This is a genomic window from Streptomyces sp. P17 (assembly GCF_032436805.1).
Taxonomy (GTDB): Bacteria; Actinomycetota; Actinomycetes; order Streptomycetales; family Streptomycetaceae; genus Streptomyces.
Genome location: NZ_JAVRBF010000020.1, coordinates 86656 through 107055, shown reverse-complemented (window position 1 = coordinate 107055; position 20400 = coordinate 86656). Strand labels below are relative to the sequence as shown.

The 20400-nt window shown below is 73.8% G+C and carries 13 protein-coding genes and 1 pseudogene; 9 read left to right on the top strand and 5 right to left on the bottom strand.

All coding sequences use genetic code 11. The features are described from left to right. The first annotated feature begins 18 nt into the window (after positions 1-18). From RMT89_RS15580 to RMT89_RS15550, 6 genes and pseudogenes are all read left to right on the top strand, one after another. Complete coding sequence (locus tag RMT89_RS15580; RefSeq protein WP_315884350.1) at positions 19-741, top strand: hypothetical protein; 723 nt, start codon at positions 19-21, stop codon at positions 739-741. Positions 742-897: 156 nt separating this feature from the next. Then, a pseudogene (locus RMT89_RS15570) lies at positions 898-1451 on the top strand (DEAD/DEAH box helicase). A 190-nt stretch (positions 1452-1641) separates the two neighbouring features. Further along, positions 1642-3189 carry a TIGR02677 family protein gene (locus RMT89_RS15565; RefSeq protein WP_315884347.1) on the top strand — a complete coding sequence of 516 codons (1548 nt, stop codon included), beginning with the start codon at positions 1642-1644 and terminating at the stop codon, positions 3187-3189. Positions 3190-3202: 13 nt separating this feature from the next. Then, positions 3203-4642: a TIGR02678 family protein gene (locus RMT89_RS15560; protein ID WP_315884346.1), complete on the top strand. Its 1440-nt coding sequence runs from the start codon at positions 3203-3205 to the stop codon at positions 4640-4642. Beyond that, on the top strand, positions 4639-8733 hold the full coding sequence (locus RMT89_RS15555; protein ID WP_315884345.1) for a TIGR02680 family protein: 4095 nt from the start codon (positions 4639-4641) through the stop codon (positions 8731-8733). The genes RMT89_RS15560 and RMT89_RS15555 overlap by 4 nt, the downstream gene beginning before the upstream one ends. Then, the gene (locus RMT89_RS15550) at positions 8723-9997 is read left to right on the top strand and encodes a TIGR02679 family protein (RefSeq protein ID WP_315884344.1); all 1275 of its coding nucleotides are present in this window, start codon (positions 8723-8725) and stop codon (positions 9995-9997) included. The genes RMT89_RS15555 and RMT89_RS15550 overlap by 11 nt, the downstream gene beginning before the upstream one ends. Positions 9998-10176: 179 nt before the next feature. Here RMT89_RS15550 and RMT89_RS15545 read toward each other — a convergent pair whose 3' ends face one another. Next, complete coding sequence (locus RMT89_RS15545; RefSeq protein WP_315884343.1) at positions 10177-10347, bottom strand: hypothetical protein; 171 nt, start codon at positions 10345-10347, stop codon at positions 10177-10179. Between the two features lie 99 nt (positions 10348-10446). On the opposite strand from RMT89_RS15545, the gene RMT89_RS15540 reads away from it, so the two are divergent. Both RMT89_RS15540 and RMT89_RS15535 read left to right on the top strand, forming a co-directional pair. Next, positions 10447-11898, top strand: coding sequence for an ATP-binding protein (locus tag RMT89_RS15540; RefSeq protein WP_315884366.1), 1452 nt, complete (start codon positions 10447-10449; stop codon positions 11896-11898). Between the two features lie 813 nt (positions 11899-12711). Continuing rightward, on the top strand, positions 12712-15714 hold the full coding sequence (locus RMT89_RS15535; protein WP_399498197.1) for a BTAD domain-containing putative transcriptional regulator: 3003 nt from the start codon (positions 12712-12714) through the stop codon (positions 15712-15714). Here the strand turns inward: RMT89_RS15535 and RMT89_RS15530 are convergent, their stop codons facing one another. Together RMT89_RS15530 and RMT89_RS15525 are read right to left on the bottom strand one after the other, a co-directional pair. Beyond that, the gene (locus tag RMT89_RS15530; RefSeq protein WP_315884342.1) at positions 15715-17409 is read right to left on the bottom strand and encodes a bifunctional 3'-5' exonuclease/DNA polymerase; all 1695 of its coding nucleotides are present in this window, start codon (positions 17407-17409) and stop codon (positions 15715-15717) included. Positions 17410-17449: 40 nt separating this feature from the next. Next, the gene (locus RMT89_RS15525) at positions 17450-18082 is read right to left on the bottom strand and encodes a LysE family translocator (RefSeq protein ID WP_315884341.1); all 633 of its coding nucleotides are present in this window, start codon (positions 18080-18082) and stop codon (positions 17450-17452) included. 66 nt (positions 18083-18148) lie between these two features. On the opposite strand from RMT89_RS15525, the gene RMT89_RS15520 reads away from it, so the two are divergent. Then, on the top strand, positions 18149-19270 hold the full coding sequence (locus RMT89_RS15520; RefSeq protein WP_315884340.1) for a DUF2786 domain-containing protein: 1122 nt from the start codon (positions 18149-18151) through the stop codon (positions 19268-19270). Positions 19271-19277: 7 nt separating this feature from the next. Here the strand turns inward: RMT89_RS15520 and RMT89_RS15515 are convergent, their stop codons facing one another. Next, on the bottom strand, positions 19278-19790 hold the full coding sequence (locus RMT89_RS15515; protein WP_315884339.1) for a DUF4232 domain-containing protein: 513 nt from the start codon (positions 19788-19790) through the stop codon (positions 19278-19280). A 108-nt stretch (positions 19791-19898) separates the two neighbouring features. Next, complete coding sequence (locus RMT89_RS15510) at positions 19899-20363, bottom strand: hypothetical protein (RefSeq protein ID WP_315884364.1); 465 nt, start codon at positions 20361-20363, stop codon at positions 19899-19901. Positions 20364-20400: the final 37 nt, after the last annotated feature.

Here is a 20400-nt window from a genome sequence, read left to right as displayed (position 1 = left end):
ACGGGTGCGGAGGGATCCGTGGCCGAGGTGGCATGGCGGCGGTGGGGGGTGGCTCTGGGCGGGCCGTTCCCGGCGCGCTTCTCGGAGCCGGCATGGAGCTATGAGGAGCGGGTGGGGCACCGTTGTCCTGTCTGCGAGGGGGAGTTGCACAGCCTGCGCAGGCCGTACGAGTCGCAGGGGCGGGTGTACCGGTACACCGCGCTGGTCTGCCCCGCCTGCCCCACCGCGTTCACCCTCGCGGACGTGGGGGCGAAGACGTACGACCAGCTCACGGCCGTACCCTCGATGCCCGCTCCTGTGCCGATGGGGTCCTGCCCGAGCGGTGCCGGGGCCACGGTGACCGCGATCCGCGTCCCCGGGCAGTTCCCGGCAGCGGTGCGCGAAGGGCGCCGTCCGGCGTGGCCGGAGGACCTGGCCGTGCCCGAACAGGCCGAGAAGCGGGCCCTGTTGTGGTGCAAGGTGACCGATCCGGCCTGGCGCCCCGCCGAGGAGGTGCTCGCGGAGGCCGACGATGTGAGGGTGAGCCTGCCCGAGGGGCCGGAGTACGACACGCTGCGGACCTGGCTCCGGGAGCACGACGTCCCGTACCGCGTCAGCCGGTACTGGGAGGAGGCCGAACAGGTCGGCACCGTCAACGAGTCGGGCGGTCGCACCGATCTGGTCGCGGTCGGTCCGGGTGACGCGGTCCCGGCCGCGGGTCCCTGGGCGGCGGCGGCCCGGGACGCGTTCACCGCGCAGTGAGACGCGCTGGAGGAGTTGCCGGAGGGCGGCGGCCAGGCGTATGTGCCGGTTGAGGAGCTTGTGCCGGCCGAGTGGGCTGCGCTGCTGCCGCATCCGGCGTTCAATCCGGCACAGGCGGCGGCCGTTCCGGCCGTACGGGAGGGGGCCGGGCATCTGATGGTGGTGGCGCCGACGGGTGCGGGCAAGTCGCCGATCGGGATGGTCGCGGCCCTGGACGCGCACGCCCGGGGCCGCAAGGCGGCCTGGCTGGTGCCGCAGCGCTCGCTCACCGACGACTCGACCGCGAGCTTCAACTGTGGCGGCGGCGCGGCCTGAGGGTGGTGCGCCTGACCGGTGAGGCCGCCGTGGACACGGAGTTGATCCGGGCGGCCGACGTGTGGGTGGCGACGACGGAGAAGTTCGAGGCGATCTGCCGTGCCGGATCGCTGCGTGACGCGCTCGCCGAGGTGGGCTGCCTGGTCGTGGACGAGATCCATCTCCTCGGCGATCCGGCCCGTGGTGCGGTACTGGAGGCGCTGTTGGCCCGCGTGCGGGAGGACGGCACGGGGACGCGGATCGTCGGGCTGTCGGCGACGGTCGCCAACGCCGACGAGGTCGCCGTTCCTCACCGCGTCGGGCTGTCTGCGCGCCGCCGCCGACGAGGGCCGCCGGGAAGCGAGCCCGCTGGACGCCGACCGTGGCTGGGGGCGTATAGGGCGATGCGCCGCTGAGCCGACCGCCGGGTGGCTCCCGACGGCGGTCACCGCCCGGTAGGGGGTGGGGGCGCACCGTAGCACAGGTGGCACCGGCCGGGGAGCGGCTTACCCGCGCCGGTCGGGGTGCGGCAGACTGGTGCGCATCTGGTGTGTGTCCGGCCGGACACACCAGCCGAAACAAGGGAGAAGGGAAACCCGCAGATTCGTGAGTGACGAGTTCGATGGTCCGGAGTCCCACGCCCCGGACCCCGTCGACGAGGGCGCGTTCGGTATCGACGCGTTCTCCCTCGACGACCGGCTGCGGCTGTTCCACTTCGCCGCCGCCGAGAAGCGCCACGAATACCTGTGGCTGCTGCGGGCGTTCGACCGTGGGCGTGCCAACTACCAGGTGCTGCTGCACACTTCGGACGCGGTGGGGCTGCTGGAGCGGCTCGCCGCCCACCATCCGGCAGCCGGCGCCGTCGGCGGGACGGCGGGTGTTCAGCCGTTGCTCGACGCGCTCGCCGAGTGGCAGGTCCTGGACCGGTCGTACGACGGGACGCGCGCCGCGAACCTGGCCGAGTACCGCAACCGGCACTACGTGTACCAGTTCACGCAGGCCGGATACCGGGCGTACCGGGCGGTGGAGGACGTGCTCGGGGCGAGCCTGGAGGACGCTCAGCTCTCCCGTCTCGTCTTCCCCGACATCCTCGGCGACCTGCGCGCGTTGGCCGAGGCCAACACGGCTGGCGACGGCGAGGAGGTGTACCGCAAGCTGGGGCGTCTCGACTCCGTTCTGAACGAGATGGCGCAGCGGGCCGCCCGTTTCTACCTCATGCTCGGCGACCTGGCGCGCACCAACGACACCCGGCCCGAGGTGTTCCTCGCCCACAAGGACACGCTCCTCGCCCACATGCGGGAGTTCACCGCCGAGTTGGGGCGTTACGCTCCGCTGTTGGCCGAGGCCGTCGAGAAGGCGGCGGCCACCGGTGTGGACCGCATGATCGAGTACGCGGCCGAGGCGGACGAGCGGCTCTTCCGCAGCCCCGCCGAGCGCCTCGCGGACTGGCGGCACCGCTGGGACGGCATCGTCCACTGGTTCGCGGAGCGCGAGCACAGCGAGACCGAGCGGCTGCAGGACGCCACCGTCACCGCGATCCGCTCCGTCCTGGCCCTGCTGCGCCGGGTCACCGAGGCACGCCGGGGCGGGGTGAGCCGGGAGAGCCAACTGCGCCACCTCGCCCAGTGGTTCACCTCCTGTGAGAGCGACGAGGACGCGCACGCCCTGTTCCAGGCGGTCTTCGGGCTCGGCGCGCCCCGCCACATCGCCGTTCCGTACGCCGACCCCGAGCAGATCCCGTCCCGTACGTCCTGGTGGGAGGCCGAACCGGTCGAGCTGGCCCGCACCCTGGTCCAGTCGGGCCGCACCCCCGCCCTGCACGGCCCCGGCCGCATCGAACGCGACGACGACCGGCGGGCGTTGCTGCGCGCCGAGCAGCTCAAGGAGCAGGCCGAGCGGCGGGGTGCCGCGAACTCCCTCGCGTCGGACGGGGTGTACGGCCGGACGCTCGACGAGCCCGAGACACGGGCCCTGCTCGGTCTGCTGGACGTGGCCCTCGCCGCCCGCGTCCCCGCCAGCCGCCGGGTCACCGCGGCCTCCGGATCCGCCCACGGGGTGCGGCTCACCCTCACCCCCGCCGAGGGCTCCACGACCGTCGACACCGTGCGCGGGCGTCTCCATCTCGACGGGCTGCGCCTGGAGGTCACCGTATGAGCGGGGTCGTCGGATGAGCCGCGTCGCCGAAGGCGTCTCCCCGCTCGAACTCGCCGACTACCAGAAGGCGGTACGGCTCGTCCTGCGGCACCCGCTGATCACGCCCGGGTACCCGGACAAGGCGGCGCTGGCGACCGTGCGCCGCTGGGCCGATCAGCTGCGCACCGACCTGATGGAGGTGCTCGGCCACCGGCTCGTGACCACCGCCGACACCGCCCGGCTCCAGCGCGCCCAGGACGGCCTGGACGCCACCCGCCCGGCTCTCACCCGCGCGGGACGCCCCTTCGACCGCCGCCGCTACGCCTACCTGGTCCTCACCCTCGCCGCTCTCGGCCGGCACGGCGCCCAGGTGGCGCTCGGCGAGCTGGCCGACGCGGTCGCCGCCGACGCCGTACGCATCGACGGACTCGGGCTCGACACCGGACGCAAACCCGACCGGGACGCCTTCGTCGACGCCGTCACCTGGCTCACCGAACGCGGCGCGCTCACCCTCGCCGACGGCTCCGCCACCGCCTGGGCCGGCGACCCCGAGCGGGCCGAGGCCCTGTACGACATCGACCGGGAGATCCTCCTCGCCGTCCACCATCCGACCCGCGTCCTGCAGCACCTGACCTCGGTCACCGCGCTCCTCGACTCCGGCAGTGCGCTGGGCATGTCCGCGGGGCGGGCCGCCCAGCGCCGCGACCAGGCCCGCCGCGCCCGTCGGCTGGTGCTGGAGAACCCGGTCGCCTACTACGCCGACGCCGGCACCGAACTGCTGGGCCAGTTGCGGTCCCCCGCCCTCGCCGAGGACCTGGAGCGGCTGACCGGGCTGACGGTGGAGCGGCGGGGCGAGGGCGTGGCGCTCATCGACACCTCCGGGCGGCTGTCCGACATCCGCTTCCCCGGCGGCGGCACCGTCGCGCAGGCCGCGCTGCTGCTCGCCGCCCGGATCAGCGCCGCCGTGCAGCGCTCCGGACGGCACGCCCTTGAACTGCTGCCCGCGCCCACCGCAGCCGAACGTCTGGCGGCCCGTGCCCGGCGTATCGACGCGGCCCTGCCCTCGCGCGGGCTGGTCGCCGAACTCGCCGAGCCGGACGATGAGCCGGCGTACGAGGCGTCCGGTGACGAGGGGGAGGTACCGGGGGAGACCCGGTACCCCTTCGTCACGGACTCCTGGCTCCGGGGCAGGCTCAGGGAGATCACCGCCGAGTACGGCGCGGGATTCGCCGCCGATCTGCGGGGCGACCCGGACCGGCTGCTCGCCCAGGCCCTCGACCTGCTGGCCGCCATGTCGCTGATCGCCCGGGTCGACGGCGGGGCACTCGCCCTTCCACTGCTCGCCCGCTACCGGGGTGTCACGGCCCGCGTGAAGACCCGTACGGCAGCACAACCGCCCTCCCAGACCGCCCTGTTCGCCGCCGACACCGTCAACGAAACCGCCGACGACACCGCCAAGGACCCGACTCCGTGAGCACCCACGCTCCCACCCCCTCAGCCCGGTTCGTCCCCACCCGCGCCGGGATCATCAACCTGTGGGACTACCGGGACGAGGAGTTCTCCTTCGCGGGCGGCTGGCTGGTGCTGCGCGGGCCCAACGGCTCGGGCAAGACGAAGGCCCTCGAAGTCCTCTTCCCCTTCGTCCTCGACGGCCGTATCGACCCCAAGCGGCTCAACCCGTTCGCCGCCGAGGACCGCACGATGAAGTCCAACCTGCTCTTCCGCGGGCAGGACAGCGCGCTCGGCTATGTCTGGATCGAGTTCACCCACCGGGAGACGGGCGAGGCCGTCACCTGCGGCATCGGGCTGCACGCCCAGCGGCACCGCGACACGCCCGCCCGCTGGCACTTCGTCGCCGAAGGCCGCGTCGGCGAGGACTTCTCCCTCCTCACTGACGACGACCGGCCGATGACGAGGAAGCAGCTCGCCGCCGAGCTGGGACGCGAGCTGATCGCCTCCACGGCCGACTACCGTGCCGCCGTCGACCAGCGCCTGTTCGGTCTCGGCCGGGAGCGGTACGAGCAACTGCTCACCCTGATCCTCACGTTGCGCCGCCCGCAGCTGGCCAAGAACCTCGACCCGGCCAAGCTCTCCGACACCCTCACCGCCGGGCTGCGCCCCCTCGACGACGACCTGATCGCCGAGGCGGCCCGCTCCTTCGACGACATGGAGTCCGTGCAGCGCACACTGGAGGGGCTGACCGCCGCCGACGAGGCCACCCGTGCCTTCCTCGCCAGCTACTCCACCTATCTGCGGGTCCACGCCCGCAGCGCCGCGGACCGGCTCACCGCCCGCCGTACCGAGACCGCCGAGCGCGCCGCCGCGCTGCGCACCGCCACCGCGGACCTGGCGGCGGCCCGCGAGGAGCAGGCCGCCGCCGAGACGCGTGCCGAGTCGGCAGACGCCTCGCTCGCCGCCCAGCGCGCCCGTCTCGACCAGCTGCGCTCCTCCGCCGCCTACCAGGCCGTCGAGCAACTGGCCGACCTGGAACGCCTGGTGCGCACCTGCGAGCAGACCGCCCGGCAGGCCACCGCCGACCGGGAGCGCCGTACGGCCGCCACCGGCCGCGCCCGCGCCGAGGCCGAACACGTCGCCCGGCTCGCCGCCGAACTCGACGCCGCCGTCTCCCGGGACGCCGCCGCCGTCGCCGACCACGCCCACACCGCCGGTCTTCCCTGGACCCCGGCCGACGCCGAGCCCGCCCGGCTCGCCGAACGCTCCGCCGCGCTCGCCGCCGCCCGCCACGAGGGCGTCCGGGCCGTACGCGCCGCCCAGCAGGCGGCACGCGGCGCCGAGCAGACCCGCGACCTCGCCCGGATCTCCCTCGACCGCGCGCAGGAGGCCGTCACCGCGGCCGAGATCGCCGAAACGGATGCCGAGTCGGCCCTCGAATCCGCCCGCGAGCAGGCCCGTACGGCACTCGGCCAGTGGACGCGGGCCCACGGCGAGCTCCTGACCGGGGAGGGGGCCGGCCGACTCGCAGAAGCCCTCGAACTCACCGGTGAGGCCGAGGCGTTCACGCTCGCCGACGCCTTCACCGAGGCCGCCGCTCCCGCCGTGCAGGAACTGCGGGACACCCTCGCCTCCCTGCGCGCCCGGCGCGCCGACGTCGAGCGCCGCCGCACCGAGACGGAAGCCGAACGCGACCGGATCGCCGCCGAACGCGACGACGCCCCGCCCCCGGCCCGGGGACGCACCGCCGACCGGGCGCCCGGTGACGGCGTTCCGCTGTGGCGGCTCGTCGACTTCCACGACGAACTGACGGACCGTCAACGGGCGGACCTGGAGGCGGCCCTGGAGGCATCGGGCCTCCTCGACGCACTCGTCACCGCCGAGGACACTCCCGTTACGGCCGGGCACAGCGAGGGTTACCTCCGTGCCGGTACCCCGGTGGGCGGCCCGAGCCTGGCCGACCTCCTGCGGCCCGACGACCCCGAGAACCTGGAGGGCGCAGCGATCCCGGCCGCCCGGATCGCCTCCGTACTGCGCTCCGTCGCCGTCACCGGTGACCCCGACGCCGGAACCCCGCAGATCGGCCCCGACGGCCGGTACGCGGCCGGTGTCCTGGTCGGCGCCCACACCAAGGAGCACGCCGAGTACGTCGGCGCCACCGCCCGCGCCCGCCGACGTGCCGCCCGGATCGCGGCCTGCGAGACGCTGCTGGCCGAACTCTCCGCCCAGCTTGAGGAGTTGGCGCGCGCACAGGCGCGTACGGACTCCGCCCTGGAGGCGTACGCCGCCGCCCGCGCCGCCCTGCCCCGCATCACCGGCATCACGCAGGCGCTGCGCGAGCTCGACCGGGCCGCGGCGCGGCTGCGCGCCACCCGTGACGCCGCCGACGCCGCCCAGGGCTCGTACGACGAGTCGGTGGCCGCCTGCTCGGTCGCCGAGCGCGCCCTGCGCCGTACCGCGGCCGAGCACGCCATCGAGACCGAACGCGTCGACGCCGTCGAGACCGCCACCCGCGCCTTCGAGACGGCGGTCCGCGAACTCGCCGCCCGCCGCCGTGAACACGCCCGCCAGAGCGAGGCGGCCGAGGCCGCCGCCGACCGGCTCACCGCCGCCGCCGAGGACGAGGAGGCGGCGGCGGACACCGAGCGCGCCGCGCGCCGCCGGCACGCCGAGGAGGCCGCGGGCCTTGAGGCCCTCCAGGAGGCCGTCGGGGCCGAGGCGCAGGAGGTGATGCGCCAGGTGCGGGAGACCGAGGACGGGACCGACGCCCTGGTCCGGGAGGCCGAGGAGGCCCGCACCGCCCAGCACACCGCCATCGCGGGCACCGCCGCGGCGGAGGCCCGCCGTACCGCCGCCGCCGAGGCCGGGGCGGTCGCCGCGGCGGAGGAGAAGGACACCGCCCGCTCCCTGCGCCCGTACGCCGCCCGGGAACTCCTCGACATCCTGCGCTGCCCGCCCGGCCTGGCCTGGCCCGCCCAGGAGGCCGACTGGGCGGGGGAAGCCCTCCCGCCGGCCGTGGTGGCCGTACACGAGGCGATCCTGACCGCGACCCGTGACCTCACGCCCACCGAGACCAGCCTCAAGCAGTCCGTCACCCGGCTCACCAAGGCGCTGGACGACCTTCAGGCGCAGCTCGCCGCCGCCGGACAGGACTACCGGCCCGAATGGGACGGCTCGGACGGGGTCATCCTCGTCCGGGTGGCCGACGAGGAGGGGCCGCTGCCCGTGGCGGCCTTCGCGCAGAAGATCTCCTCCCACCGACGTGACCAGGCCGAACTGCTCTCCGAGTCCGAGCAGCGCATTCTGGAGGACGCCCTGCTCACCCGGCTCGCCCAGCAGATCCACGACCGTACGGTCGACGCCCGTGACCTGATCCGGCGGATGAACACCGACATGCGCAAGCGGACGATGTCCTCGGGGACGACGGTCGGGGTGAGCTGGCTGCTCGCCGACCATCTCGACGACGAACAGCGTGCCGTCTGCGCCCTCCTCGACGCCGACGCCGCCCGCCTCGGCCCCGAGGGTCTCGCCCGGGTGCGCACGCACTTCGCCGCGCAGATCAAGACCGCCCGCGCCCGCCACCGCGACCAGCCCTACCGTGAACTGCTCGCCGAGGTACTCGACTACCGGCGCTGGCGGCACTTCGCGTTCCAGCTCGTACGCCCCGACAAGAGCGAGGAGCGGCTCACCCGTGCCCGCCACAGTCGACTGTCCGGCGGTGAGCAGTCCGTGTCGCTGCACCTGCCACTGTTCGCCGCCGCGCACGCCATGCTCAACTCCGCCGACCCGCACGCCCCGCGCCTGCTCGCCCTCGACGAGGCCTTCGCGGGCGTGGACGACACCGGGCGCGGTGAACTCATGTCGCTGGCGTCCCAGTTCGACCTCGACCTGTTCATGACCGGCTACGACCTGTGGGCCGCCCACGCCTCTGTGTCCGCCGCCGCCCACTACGATCTCGCGCACACCGCCGTCGACCACACCGTCTCCGCGCTGCTGCTGGTCTGGGACGGTGACCGGCTCCTCGCCGACGACACCGGTGATCTGACCGCGGCCCTCGGCTCGCCGGGCACCCGGCGCGTCCCGACGCCCGAGGAGGCCGCGGTTGGCGACTGAGCGTGAGCCGTCGGCGTACGACGAACTGCGGGGCGAGGGATGGACCCGGCTGCTCGCCGCCGCCCGCCGCAGGCTGGAGCGCACCGGCGGCGCGCTCGACGGCGACATCGGGCTCACGGCGCCCAGCGAGGCCGAACGCCGCACCGTCATCGGCATCACCGGCCGCTACCGGCCCGAGACCGTCAAGCGTCTCGCCGTGCCTCTGCGTGACCTGGACGGATACCTGTACGACCGTTACGGCACCGGTCTCCTCCAGACCCTCGGCCGGCTCCACGGCCCGCTGCGCGACCGGCCGGCCGAACGGGCCGACGAGCAGGCCCGCCGGGAGCAGGCCCTGAAGTCCGCCCACGCCAGTCGGCTCGCCGGGCAGGGATGGTTCGCGGCCTGGCTGGAGCGGATCGCCGCCGACGGTACGCTCACCCGTCTCGTACGCCGGGGGGACGCGGCTCTCCTTGACGCGGCGGTACGCGTCCTGGAGAGGCTGACCGGTGACGGGGGACGGATCCCCGGACATGCGGTCGGCGCCCTGCCGCTTCCGGTCCTCGCCGAGTGGGCCACCGGCGACACCAAAGCCCTCGTGCCCGGCACCCCGCTCGAACAGCTCGTCCTGCGTGGCCTCGCCCGGCGTACCGGCGACAGTGCGGTCGTACCGCGCGATCGGGTCGGGCGGCGCGCCTTGTGGGACAGCGCCGGGGTCATCGCCGACGACCTCGCCAGCCAGGTCCTCGTCCTGAACATCGGCGCCGAGGGCGACACGGTGGTCTGCGACTGGCTGCGCGACGCCGCCGACTTCGGCATCCCCTTCCGGCTCACCCTCCACCAGCTCGCCACCGGCCCCGTCGTCCCCGCCGCCCGCACCATCTACGTCTGCGAGAACCCGGCCGTACTGCGCGCCGCCGCCGGCGAACTCCAGGACACCGGCGCCGCCCTCGTGTGCACCGAGGGCGTCCCGTCCGCCGCCTGCCACAGACTGCTCGGCGCCGCCGTACGCGCGGGAGCCCGGCTGCACTGGCGCGCCGACTTCGACTGGGCCGGACTGCGCATCACCACGGACGCCGTCGCCCGCCACGGTGCCCGCCCCTGGCGGATGACCGCCGCCGACTACACGACGGCCCTCGGCGAGGGCGAGTCCACACCGCTCGCGGGACCGCCCGCGGCCAGCCCCTGGGACCCACAACTGGCCCTCGCGATGGAGGAGTCGGGCAGCGCGGTCATGGAAGAACGCCTCCTGTCCGTACTCCTGTCCGACCTCACCCGTACCTGACCCGGCCACAGTGCCCGAGAGCGAGGAGAACGATCCTCGGCGCCGGCTTCCTGCGCCGTCCTTCTCCCGGGGGCTTGCTTTCCGGACACCGGCACGTGGGACCCTTCGGCGGCGGTTTCGATGAACGCACCTTCGCCGACCGACTGCCGGACCTCTTCGTTGTATCGGGGCGCGTCTTCTCAGCGAGTGTCGGCCTCCGGGTCCGGCAGGGGGAGTTCGTCGAGGTCGAGGGTGAAGGTGCGGCCGTCGGCCAGGGGGATGGGGAGCTTGCCCGAGGTCGGGAGGGGTGCGGCGTGGATTCCTCCCGGCTGCGGCGCGCGGTGGAGCTGTGTCTGCCGCCCTGCTTGCATTCAGGTCTGCGGCCGGCAGTCGGCAGTGCACAATAAGCCCAGATATAATAACCCCACCTATACAATGCTGGGGTGTGTTCTGTGGACAAGCCTGCCGAGATGTTCGACCGTGACTTCGAATGGGCTGAGCTGACCCGGTTCGCCGCCCTCCCCGGTCCGCGGGCCACGCTCGGCGTGGTCTCCGGGCGCCGCCGCCAGGGCAAGACCTTTCTGCTCGACGCGGTCACCCGTGCCAGTGGCGGCTTCCTGTACACGGCCACCGAGACCACCGAGGCCGACGCCCTGCGCCAGTTCGGCGAGGCCCTCGCCCGGTACCGGGGCCAGCCCACCCCGTTCCGCTTCACGCACTGGGACGAGGCCGTCACCGAGCTCATGCGCATCGCCGATGCGGGCAGGCCGACCGTGGCGGTCATCGACGAGTTCCCCTTCCTCGCCAAGGCGTCCCCTTCTCTGCCCTCGATCATTCAGCGCGCTCTCGATCCCGCCGCGCAGCACACCAACACCCCCGTACGCCTGCTGCTGTGCGGCTCCGCACTGTCCTTCATGGGCAAGCTGCTGTCCGGAAACGCTCCGCTGCGCGGCCGCGCCGGCCTCGAACTCGTCGTCCCCACCCTGGACTTCCGCCTCGCCGCCGAGTTCTGGCAGATCACCGACCCGCGCACCGCGCTGCTCACCCACGCCGTCGTCGGCGGCACCCCCGCCTACCGCCGCGAGTTCACCCAGGGCGACACTCCCGCCGGCCCGGACGACTTCGACGACTGGGTCACCCGCGCCGTCCTCAACCCGGCCCGCCCCCTCTTCCGCGAAGCCCGCTACCTGCTCGCCGAAGAGCCCGAACTCCACGACACCGCGCTGTACCACTCCGTACTGGCCGCCATTGCCGCGGGCAACGCCGCCCGTGGTGGGATTGCCGACTACCTCGGCCGTAAATCCACCGACCTGGCCCACCCGCTGAGCGTTCTCCAGGACGTCGGCATGATCACTCACGAAGCGGACGCCTTCCGCCGTAACCGCTCCGCCTACCGCATCGCGGAGCCGCTGGTCACCTTCTACCACGCGGTCATGCGTCCGGCCTGGGGCGACCTTGAGCGCCCCGGGCGGGCACCCGCAGTATGGCGCCGCGCCCAGTCCACCTTCCGTAGCAAGGTCGTCGGGCCGCACTTCGAGCAGGTCAGCCGGGAATGGGCCCGCTGGCACGCGGCGCCCGATACCCATGGCGGACAGGTCACGCGGGTCGCGAGCGGCACGGTCAACGATCCCGCCGCCAAGACCAGTCACGAAGTCGATGTGGCCGTCCACGGCGAGACCGGCAACGGCCGCGAGGCGCTGCTCGCCATCGGCGAAGCGAAGTGGAGCGACGTGATGGGGATCGGCCACCTGGAACGACTCCGGCACATCCGCACCCTCCTGACCGCACGCGGCTCGGCCTCCGGGGCCACCCGTCTGCACTGCTACAGCGGCACCGGCTTCACCGACGAACTGCACCACCTTGCGAAGGACGACCGCACGATCCAACTGATCGACCTGCCCCGCCTCTACGACGGTGAGTGACTGCTGATCTTTAGCCCGGGGGACCTGGACCGCCGCCTCTGGTATTGCCTGGCCAGAGAGCGAGGAGCGCAAGGGGAGCGCGGACGCCTCTGGACCGTGCAGCACGAGATGCGAACAGCGGGACCGCCGCATCTGCTCTGACGCCTTCACGAGGATTACCGGTGGCGGGAACATATGCCCTGACCTGCGGAATCTCCCCGCTCCATGCCGCCCGAGTTGGCAACCAACTTCGCTGCAGTTATGTCCGCTTGGAAGCGACTGATAACCACCTGCCGAACAACAAACAAAGCGCTCGGGGGAGTTGTACAGCGGCGCGGAGCTTCGGCCGGGCCGGCCGATCCCAGGCCGTCCGGGCCGGCGTGGTCCGGATGGCTGCACCACTCGGCGGGACGCCACCGCGCGTATTCCGCGGGGCCGGCCGATCGTGCGCACGTTGTCACGGGAGGTGGACGCGGGTCCCGGTCGGTCACCTCCGCCGACCGGGACCCGCGTGCGTGCCCGGACCGGCCGCGGCGGTAACACTCCCCCGAGCAACGCGTCTTACGCGCGCACCGTCGGGCCAGATCCGATGCAGTGATCACACCAGGCCCCACCAACGGATCGCTAACATGTGGCCAACGGTTCTCCGTGCTGCCGTCGTCCGACTGGCGTGAAGTCGTCGGGAGCGATCGTGCCGGACGGCCGGAACGGTAGCGGATCCCGGCGGGTGGCCCGTCGGGGACAGGGTGGCGGAATACCGCCGTCGACCGGCGGAAATCCGCCACGGCGGCTGGTCGACGCCGGGGTCGGCACCCGCAGGTGCACGGAAGGGCAGTGAGCGGCGTGAAGCGGTGCGAGCTGCGGTTCGGGCTGCTGGGGCCGCCGGTTCTCTACGACCATGGCGGCGACGGCCCCGTGGTCCGCCCCCTCGGCAGCCCCAAGGTGCGGGCCCTCCTGGCCGCCCTCCTGCTCGAAGCCGGCCGTACCGTCTCCGTCGAGGCGCTCAAGGACGCCCTGTGGGGCGGCGCGCCGCCCGCCTCGGCGCACGCCTCCCTGCACAACCACGTCACCCGGCTGCGCCGCCTCCTCGACGACCCCTCGCGACTGCGCGCCGTGTCCCCCGGGTATCTGCTGCGCGTCGACGACGGCGAACTGGACGTCCATGTCTTCGAGGCGCACCTCGCCGCCGCCCGCGCCGCCCACACCGCCCGGGACTGGCGCGGCGCCGTGTCCGAGTGCGCGGCCGCGCTCGCCCTGTGGCGCGGCACCCCGCTGAGCGGACTGCCCGCCGAACTGGGCGGCTACGCGTTCGTCCAGCGCCTGAGGGAAGCCCGGCTGCTCCTCCTGGAGTGGTGCTACGACGCCGAGTTGGCCCTCGCCGACGGCCGACTGGACGCTTTGCTGCCGGAGTTGGCCGCCCTCGCCGCCGAACATCCCCTGCGCGAGGCCTACCACCGACAGTTGATGCTCGCCCTGCACCGCAGCGGACGTCAGGCGGAGGCTCTCGCCGTCCATCGCGACCTGCGGGAGCGGCTCGTGGAGGAGCTCGGCGTGGAGCCGGGGATCGCTGTGCGGGGGGCGCATATGGAGGTGCTGCGGGGACCCGTGGAGGAGGGGGACAACGGTCAGCACGCCGGAGCCGCCACCGAGGTCACCCCCGCCGGGGCTCCGGCCGCCGCCCGACCCGCGCTGCCGCGCCCCGCCCAACTTCCCCCGCCTCCGGCCCACTTCACTGGCCGCACCAGCCTCACCGACGACCTCCGCCGCACCCTCACCCACCCCGGACCCACCGTCACCGTCCTGACCGGCATGGCCGGCATGGGCAAGAGCGCCCTGGCCCTCCACATCGCCCACGCCCTGACCGACCGCTTCCCCGACGGCCAGCTCTACGTCAACCTGCACGGCGCCACCCCGGGCATGCTCCCCCTCACCTCCGCCCAGGCCCTCGCCGCCCTCCTGCGGGACGTCGGCGCCGACCCCCGCTCCATCCCCGAACACCCGGACGCGGCCGCCGCGTTGCTGCGCTCCATGCTCGCGCCGACCCGCACCCTCCTGGTCCTGGACGACGCGGCGAACGCCGCACAGCTACGGCCCCTGCTGCCCGCAGGCCCGGGCTGCGCCGTGATCATCACCAGCCGTTCGTCCCTCGCCGCCCTCGACGGCGTCCGGCGGTTCCCGCTCACGCCCCTGTCCGCCGAGGACAGCGCCGCGCTGCTGCGGGCGGTGTCCGGACGGGACGACGACGGGATCGACGCGGGGCACCCTCTCGTCGAACTCACCGGCCGCCTCCCGCTCGCCCTGCGCGTGGTCGCCGCCCGCCTCGCCGCCCGCCGCGCCCTCACCCCGGACGTGCTGGCCGGTCAACTGACCGCCACCGAGGGGCGGTTGAACCACTTGGAGTACGACGACCTCAGCGTCCGCCGCTCCCTGGCCGTCGCGCACGACGCGCTCGCCGCTTCCGACCGCGAGGCCGACCGGGACGCGGCCCTCGTGCTGCGCCGTATCGGCGCCCTCGACCTGCCCGAGTACGGTGCCCCCCTGCTGGCCCGCCTCAGCGGCATCGGCACCCGGCGCGCCGAGGACGGCCTCGACCGGCTCGTCGACGTGGCCCTCCTGGAGGAGACGGCGCTCGGCCGCTACGTCCCCCACGACCTGGTCCGCGACTTCGCCCGGGAACTCGCCGGCACGGAGGGCGGCACCGCCGTCGCCGAGGCCGCCGTGAGCTGGTACGCCGCTCTCGCCGAGCGCACCCTCACCGCGATCGTCGAACCCGGCCTCGACCAGGACGACCGGCGCCGCCCCACCTCCTGCCAGCCGTCCGAGCACGAGGCCTACCTCACCGGCACGCATCCTTTCGACAGCCCCGAGGCCGCGTTCGCGTGGGGCGAGGCGGAGCTGGAGAACGTCGTCGCGCTGGCCGAGCGGTACGCCGACGCGCGCGACCTCCGTATCGCCTCCCGCGTCTGCACGCTGCTGCGGCTGATCTTCCCGTACGTCCAGCGCAGCGGCCGACTCGCCGAGATGGAGGTCCTCGGCCGGGCCGCACTGCGGGTGGCGCGGCGCCTCGGGGACGAGGCCGCCGAGGCGTACGCGCTCGGTGACCTGGCCGGTGTGCACTTCATGAGCGGCCGGCAGAACGAGGCCCTCGCCCTCAACGACGAGGCTCTGGCGATCTGGCAGCGCCTCGGCCACCTCTCCTGGATGCGCCGCTCCCTCAACAACCGGGGTCTGCTGCTCGAAGGACTCGGCCGCTACGAGGACTCCGAGCGGGCGCTGCGCCAGAGCCTCGCCTACTCACGGCGGCTGAACGACCCGTACGGCGAGGCCGTCACCCACCAGCACCTCGGGAACCTGTACGAGCACACCGACCCCCGCGCCGCCATCGAGCAGCACCGCCTCTCGCTGGCGATCGGCGAGACGATCGGCAACGTCCTCCTTCAGCTCTACGCGCGGTGCAACATCGGCTACGCCCATCTCACCCTCGGTGAACCGGCCGCGGCCGCCCGGCACTTCGAGGAGAGCCTGCGGGTCCTCGTCGCCCATGGCGACTGGCACGGCGAGTCGCAGGCCCGGCTGGGCCTCATCTGCTCCCTGCGGCTGCTGGGCCGTACCGAGCGGGCCGCCCGGGAGTGTGCCGAACTGCTGCGCCGGGCCGACGCCCGGGCCGACCGCTACACCGCCGGACTCGCCCGCCACCAGCACGGACTCCTGCTGCGCGAGGAGGGGCGGGCCGAGGAGGCGTACGCGGCCTGGCGGGCGGCTCTCGACGCGCTGGAGGGCACGGACGCGACGACGGTCCGCGCCGAACTCAGCTCCCTGCTCACCGCCCGGGCCTGATCACTTCGCGTCCGCATAGCACTCCACCACCGCCGTCGTGAACGGAAACCGCACCGGCGTCTGCCCGAACGTCAGCCGCCCCGCCAGCTCCGCCGCCTCCCGGATCGCCGCCACGACGGCCTCCGCCTCCTGTTCGGGACAGTGCACGATGACCTCGTCGTGCTGAAAGAAGACCAGCTCGGCCGCCATGTCCGCACAGGCCTGACGCAACGCGGCGAGCAGCAGCAGCGCCCAGTCGGCTGCGCTGCCCTGGACGACGAAGTTACGGGCGAAGCGGCCACGCGCGCGTGCGTCGGTGGAGGCGTACCCCGGCACCCACTGCTGACCTTCCTCGGAGCCGTCGGGCGCGGAGGAGTCCGGGATACCCGCCTCCTCCGCGGAGTCCTCGCCCCGTCCCGCCGCGGGTGGGCAGGTGCGGCCCAGCCAGGTGCGCACAAGACGCCCCTCCTCACCGGCCCGCGCGGCGTCGTCGACGTAGGCCACCGCGAGCGGGAAGCGGCGGCGCAGCGCGGCGAGGTTCTTCAGGCCGTCGCCGGACGTCTGGCCGTAGACCGCGCCGAGCACCGCGAGCTTGGCCTGGGCGCGGTCGCCGGAGAAGGCCCGGTCGGAGACCGACTGGTACAGGTCGCTCTCCCGGCCCGCCACCTCCATCAGACCGGGGTCGCGCGAGATGGCGGCCAGCACGCGCGGCTCCATCTGGTCGGCGTCGGCGACGACGAGCCGCCAGCCGGGGTCGGCGACGACCGCCCGCCGGATCACCTTGGGGATCTGCAGCCCGCCCCCGCCGTTGGTCACCCACCGTCCGGTGACCGTGCCGCCCGCGAGGAACTCCGGCCGGAACCGCCCCTCGCGCACCCAGTCCTGGAGCCAGGACCAGCCGTGGGCGACCCAGATCCGGTACAGCTTCTTGTACTCGATCAGCGGTGCCACGGCCGGATGGTCGACGGACTCGATCTCCCAGCGCCGGGTCGAGCGGATCTTGATGCCGGCCTGCGCGAAGGCCTTGACGACATCGGCGGGCAGATCGGGCCGGACCCGGCGCCCGAAGGCGGCGGACACCTCGTCGGCCAGTTCGGCCAGGCGCCGGGGCTCGCCACCGCCCGCGTACCGCTCGCCGAGCAGTTCGTGCAGCACCCGGCGGTGGACGTCGGCGCTCCACGGCAGCCCGGCGCGGTTCACCTCGGCGGCGACCAGCATCCCCGCCGACTCGGCGGCCGTCAGCAGCCGCATCCGCTCCGGGTGCGCGGCCTTGTCGTGCCGCCGCTGCTGCTCGGCGTAGACCTCCAGGAGGTCGGCCAGCGGCACATGGACGGCCCGGGGCTCGAACAGCGAGGACTGCGCGCCCGGTTCGGCCGACCGCTGGGGCGGGTCGGGCGGTACGGGGCCGCCGCGCAGCCGGGCCAGGGCGGCTGCCGCGGAACGAGGTTCGCCGTACCGCCCCTCGTGGCCGAGCAGGAGGGTCTCGGCGTCCTCGATGTCGTAGCACCGCTCCACTCGCACCCCCGTGGCGAGCAGGCGGGGGTAGACCTCGGCGGTGGAACGCCAGACCCAGCGCGCGACCTCCGGCCTGCCGCGCACCGCCGCGGCGAGGTCCGGTTCCCGCACGACCGGCCCCGCGGGCAGCCCGTCCGGGCCGAGGGGGGCGAGCTCCGCGCCACCGTCCTCGGCCGGTGCGAGAGCCCACCGGTCGGTCATGCTCCGGAGTGTGGCAGGAGGGTCTGACAATGGCCCTCGGCTACTTCGGCGAGGCGACCGCCAACCGCACCGCCAGGCCCGTGAACACCGTGCCGGAGACGATGTTCAGCCAGCGGTTCACCCGCCTGCTGCGGCGCAGCAGGTCCGCCAGCCGGCCGGCGAGCAGGCCCACGAAGCCGTCCCAGAGGAAGCCCATCAGCACCAGCGTCCCGCCGAGCAGCAGCAGCTGGCCGGGGACATGGCCGAGGGACGGGTCCACGAACTGGGGCAGGAACGCCACGTTGAAGAGGATCACCTTGGGGTTCAGCAGGTTGGTGACGGCGCCCTGCCAGAAGGCCCGCCGCATGCCCGAACCGGAGTCGGCGGAACCGTCCTCGCCGGGCACCGAGCGGTCCCGGAACGCCTTCACCGCGAGGTAGAGCAGATAGGCCGCGCCCACCCAGCGCAGCACGTGGTACAGGGTCGGCAGGGTCGTGAACAGCGCCGAGAGACCGAGCGCCGCGGCCACCGTGTGCACGAGCATCGCGCAGGCCACACCGAACGCCGCCATCACTCCCGCCGAGGGACCGCCCCGCCCGCCCATCGCCACGATGAACACCATGTCGGGGCCGGGGGTGATGCAGAGCGCGAAGGCGGCGACCAGAAACGCCGCGTACAGAGACATGTCCACCATGCTCGCCATGCTCGAAGCGCCCACGCGGGCGGGCGACCGGGTTTCGGGGAGTGAGACGATCGGCGGGTGAGCAGTACGAACAGTTCGAACGGGACGAGCGGCACCGTGGACCGCGCCTTTCAGGCCGCCCTCCACACCGACTCCGACAGCGCCCTCGACACCGGCGCCTCCCTGCTCGCCGCCGACCCCGGCGCGGACACGGAACTGGAGCGCAGAGGCCGGGAGTTCGTCGCGGCGGCCTGGCGGCGCGGCTGGCAGCCCGCCGACGTCGTACGGATCGTGCGGCGCGACCTGGACGACGTACATCTGCGCCTGCTGGTGACCCTGATCCACGCGCAGGCGCCGGACGACGTTCCGCGCGGACCCCGTTGGCGGGCACAGCTCGACGAGCTGGACGTGACGCCCACGCGTGCGGGCGACCGTTTCTCGCACGCGACCACCGTGCTGGAGCTGTACCGCCTGCTGCTGCGTCTGCCGCCCCTCGAACCCCTCGACGATCCGCAGCACTCCCGCAGGCCCGAGTCCCGCATGCTGACCCGGATCCGGGCGCTGCTCGCCAAGGCGGAGGCGACGGGCTTCCCCGAGGAGGCGGAGGCGCTGACCGCGAAGGCGCAGGAGCTGATGGCCCGGCACAGCGTGGACGAGGCCCTGCTGTCGGCCCAGGCCCCCGCGCCCGACGCGCCCGGCGCCTGCCGCATCGGTGTCGAGCCGCCGTACGAGCAGGCCAAGGCGGTGCTGCTGGACGCGGTGGCCGCCGCGAACCACTGCCGTGCCGTGTGGAACGAAGCCGTCGGCTTCTCCACCGTCGTCGGTTTCGAGGCCGACCTGGAGGTGGTCGAGCTGCTCCACACCTCGCTCCTCGTCCAGGCGCAGACCGCGATGGCCAAGGCGGAGGCGGCTCAGCGGGCCGGCGGACGCAGGCGGACCAAGGCCTTCCGGCAGTCCTTCCTCGCCGCCTACGCCCACCGCATCGGCACCCGCCTCGCGCGGGCCGCCGAGACCCAGGTGAGTGACGATCTGCTGCCGGTCCTGGCCTCCCGGGAGGTGGCGGTCACCGCCCGGCTCGACCGTATGTTCCCGGAAACCACCACGACCCGGCTGCGTGGCGTGAGTGACGCGGCGGGCTGGACCCAGGGCGCCGAGGCGGCCGACCGGGCCCAGGTGAAGGCCCGCCGCCCGCTGGACTGAGCCCGGCTCAGTCGCCCTGCTGGAACCCGCTCACCGAGGCGTCCGGCGCCTCGCCCTTGAGCGCGATATCGCCGTACGACCAGGGGAAGCTCCGCGTCGCATCGGCGCCGGGCAGGCCGAAGTCGGCCGTCTTCACCGCGAGGCCGTCTCCCGCCGCTGCGCGCACGTAGGTGACGGTGAAGGCGACGGCGCCGCCCTCGGCGAGCGTCCGCTTCTGCTTCGTCGCCGCCGCGTCGGGGGCCACCTGCGCCGAGGTGTCGCCCGCCTTCAGGGTCACGGAGGGCAGTCCGGCCAGGGTGCACTCGGCGCCGTTGTTGGTGAGCGTGACGGGCACATTGCCGGTGTCCCCGGCGGCCGGGGCGGCGTTGGCCGGACCGACCTGCACCTCCATGTCGCCGATCGCGCAGGCGGCCGTGGCGCCTTCGCCCTGCTTCTCCTCCCCGCTGCTGTCACTGTCGCCGCACGAGGTCAGCAGAAGGGCCGCGGCGAGGGCGGCGAGGGGGAGGGCGATGGCGCGCATGTGGTGTCCTCTGAGCGGGCGTGACGGGTCGCGTGCGTGACGGTACGCGTGCGTGGATCATCCCGCATACGGCTGTGGGCCATCGGTCCTGTGGGCCTTGAGGGCCCCCTAGGACCCGAGACCGGCGGTCGGCAGCCCGGTCGGCAGCGTCGCGCCCTCGGCCTTCCGGTACGTCTCGGCGCCCAGGTCGCTGTCCCAGGTCACCTTGAGCGTGTCCTTGTCGACGGAGTCGACCGTCCCGCTCGCCCGGTCCTTGCTGCCGTCGGTGCACTTGAGCTCGATGGTCGCGCCCGCGGTACCGCTGCACACGGTCCCGCCGGTCGCGAACAGGCCCGCCTTGCTGCCGGTGACGACCAGCGCCACGGCCTTGCCCTCGGTCGTGGCGAGCCAGCTGCCCTCCAACTCGCCCGCGGGGGACGCCGTACCGCCATCACCCCCGCCGGTGTCGGCGGTCGCCGTGGCGGACGGCGTGGCGCTCGCGCTCGGCGAGCCGTCGTCGGAGGAGTCGTCGTCACTGCACCCGCTCAGCACGAGCACACCGGCAAGACCCGCGGCCGTGGCCACGATCCGCATCCGCCTGCGCGCCACGCGCGCGTACGTCGCCGAAGTC

Excerpts from the sequence above, each read along its gene's own strand:
- RMT89_RS15560 (WP_315884346.1), top strand. The coding sequence starts at position 3,203 with ATGAGCCGCGTCGCCGAAGGCGTCTCCCCGCTCGAACTCGCCGACTAC.
- RMT89_RS15510 (WP_315884364.1), bottom strand. The coding sequence starts at position 20,363 with ATGCGGATCGTGGCCACGGCCGCGGGTCTTGCCGGTGTGCTCGTGCTG.
- RMT89_RS15530 (WP_315884342.1), bottom strand. The coding sequence starts at position 17,409 with ATGACCGACCGGTGGGCTCTCGCACCGGCCGAGGACGGTGGCGCGGAG.
- RMT89_RS15515 (WP_315884339.1), bottom strand. The coding sequence starts at position 19,790 with ATGCGCGCCATCGCCCTCCCCCTCGCCGCCCTCGCCGCGGCCCTTCTG.
- RMT89_RS15540 (WP_315884366.1), top strand. The coding sequence starts at position 10,447 with ATGTTCGACCGTGACTTCGAATGGGCTGAGCTGACCCGGTTCGCCGCC.
- RMT89_RS15525 (WP_315884341.1), bottom strand. The coding sequence starts at position 18,082 with ATGGTGGACATGTCTCTGTACGCGGCGTTTCTGGTCGCCGCCTTCGCG.
- RMT89_RS15545 (WP_315884343.1), bottom strand. The coding sequence starts at position 10,347 with ATGCAAGCAGGGCGGCAGACACAGCTCCACCGCGCGCCGCAGCCGGGA.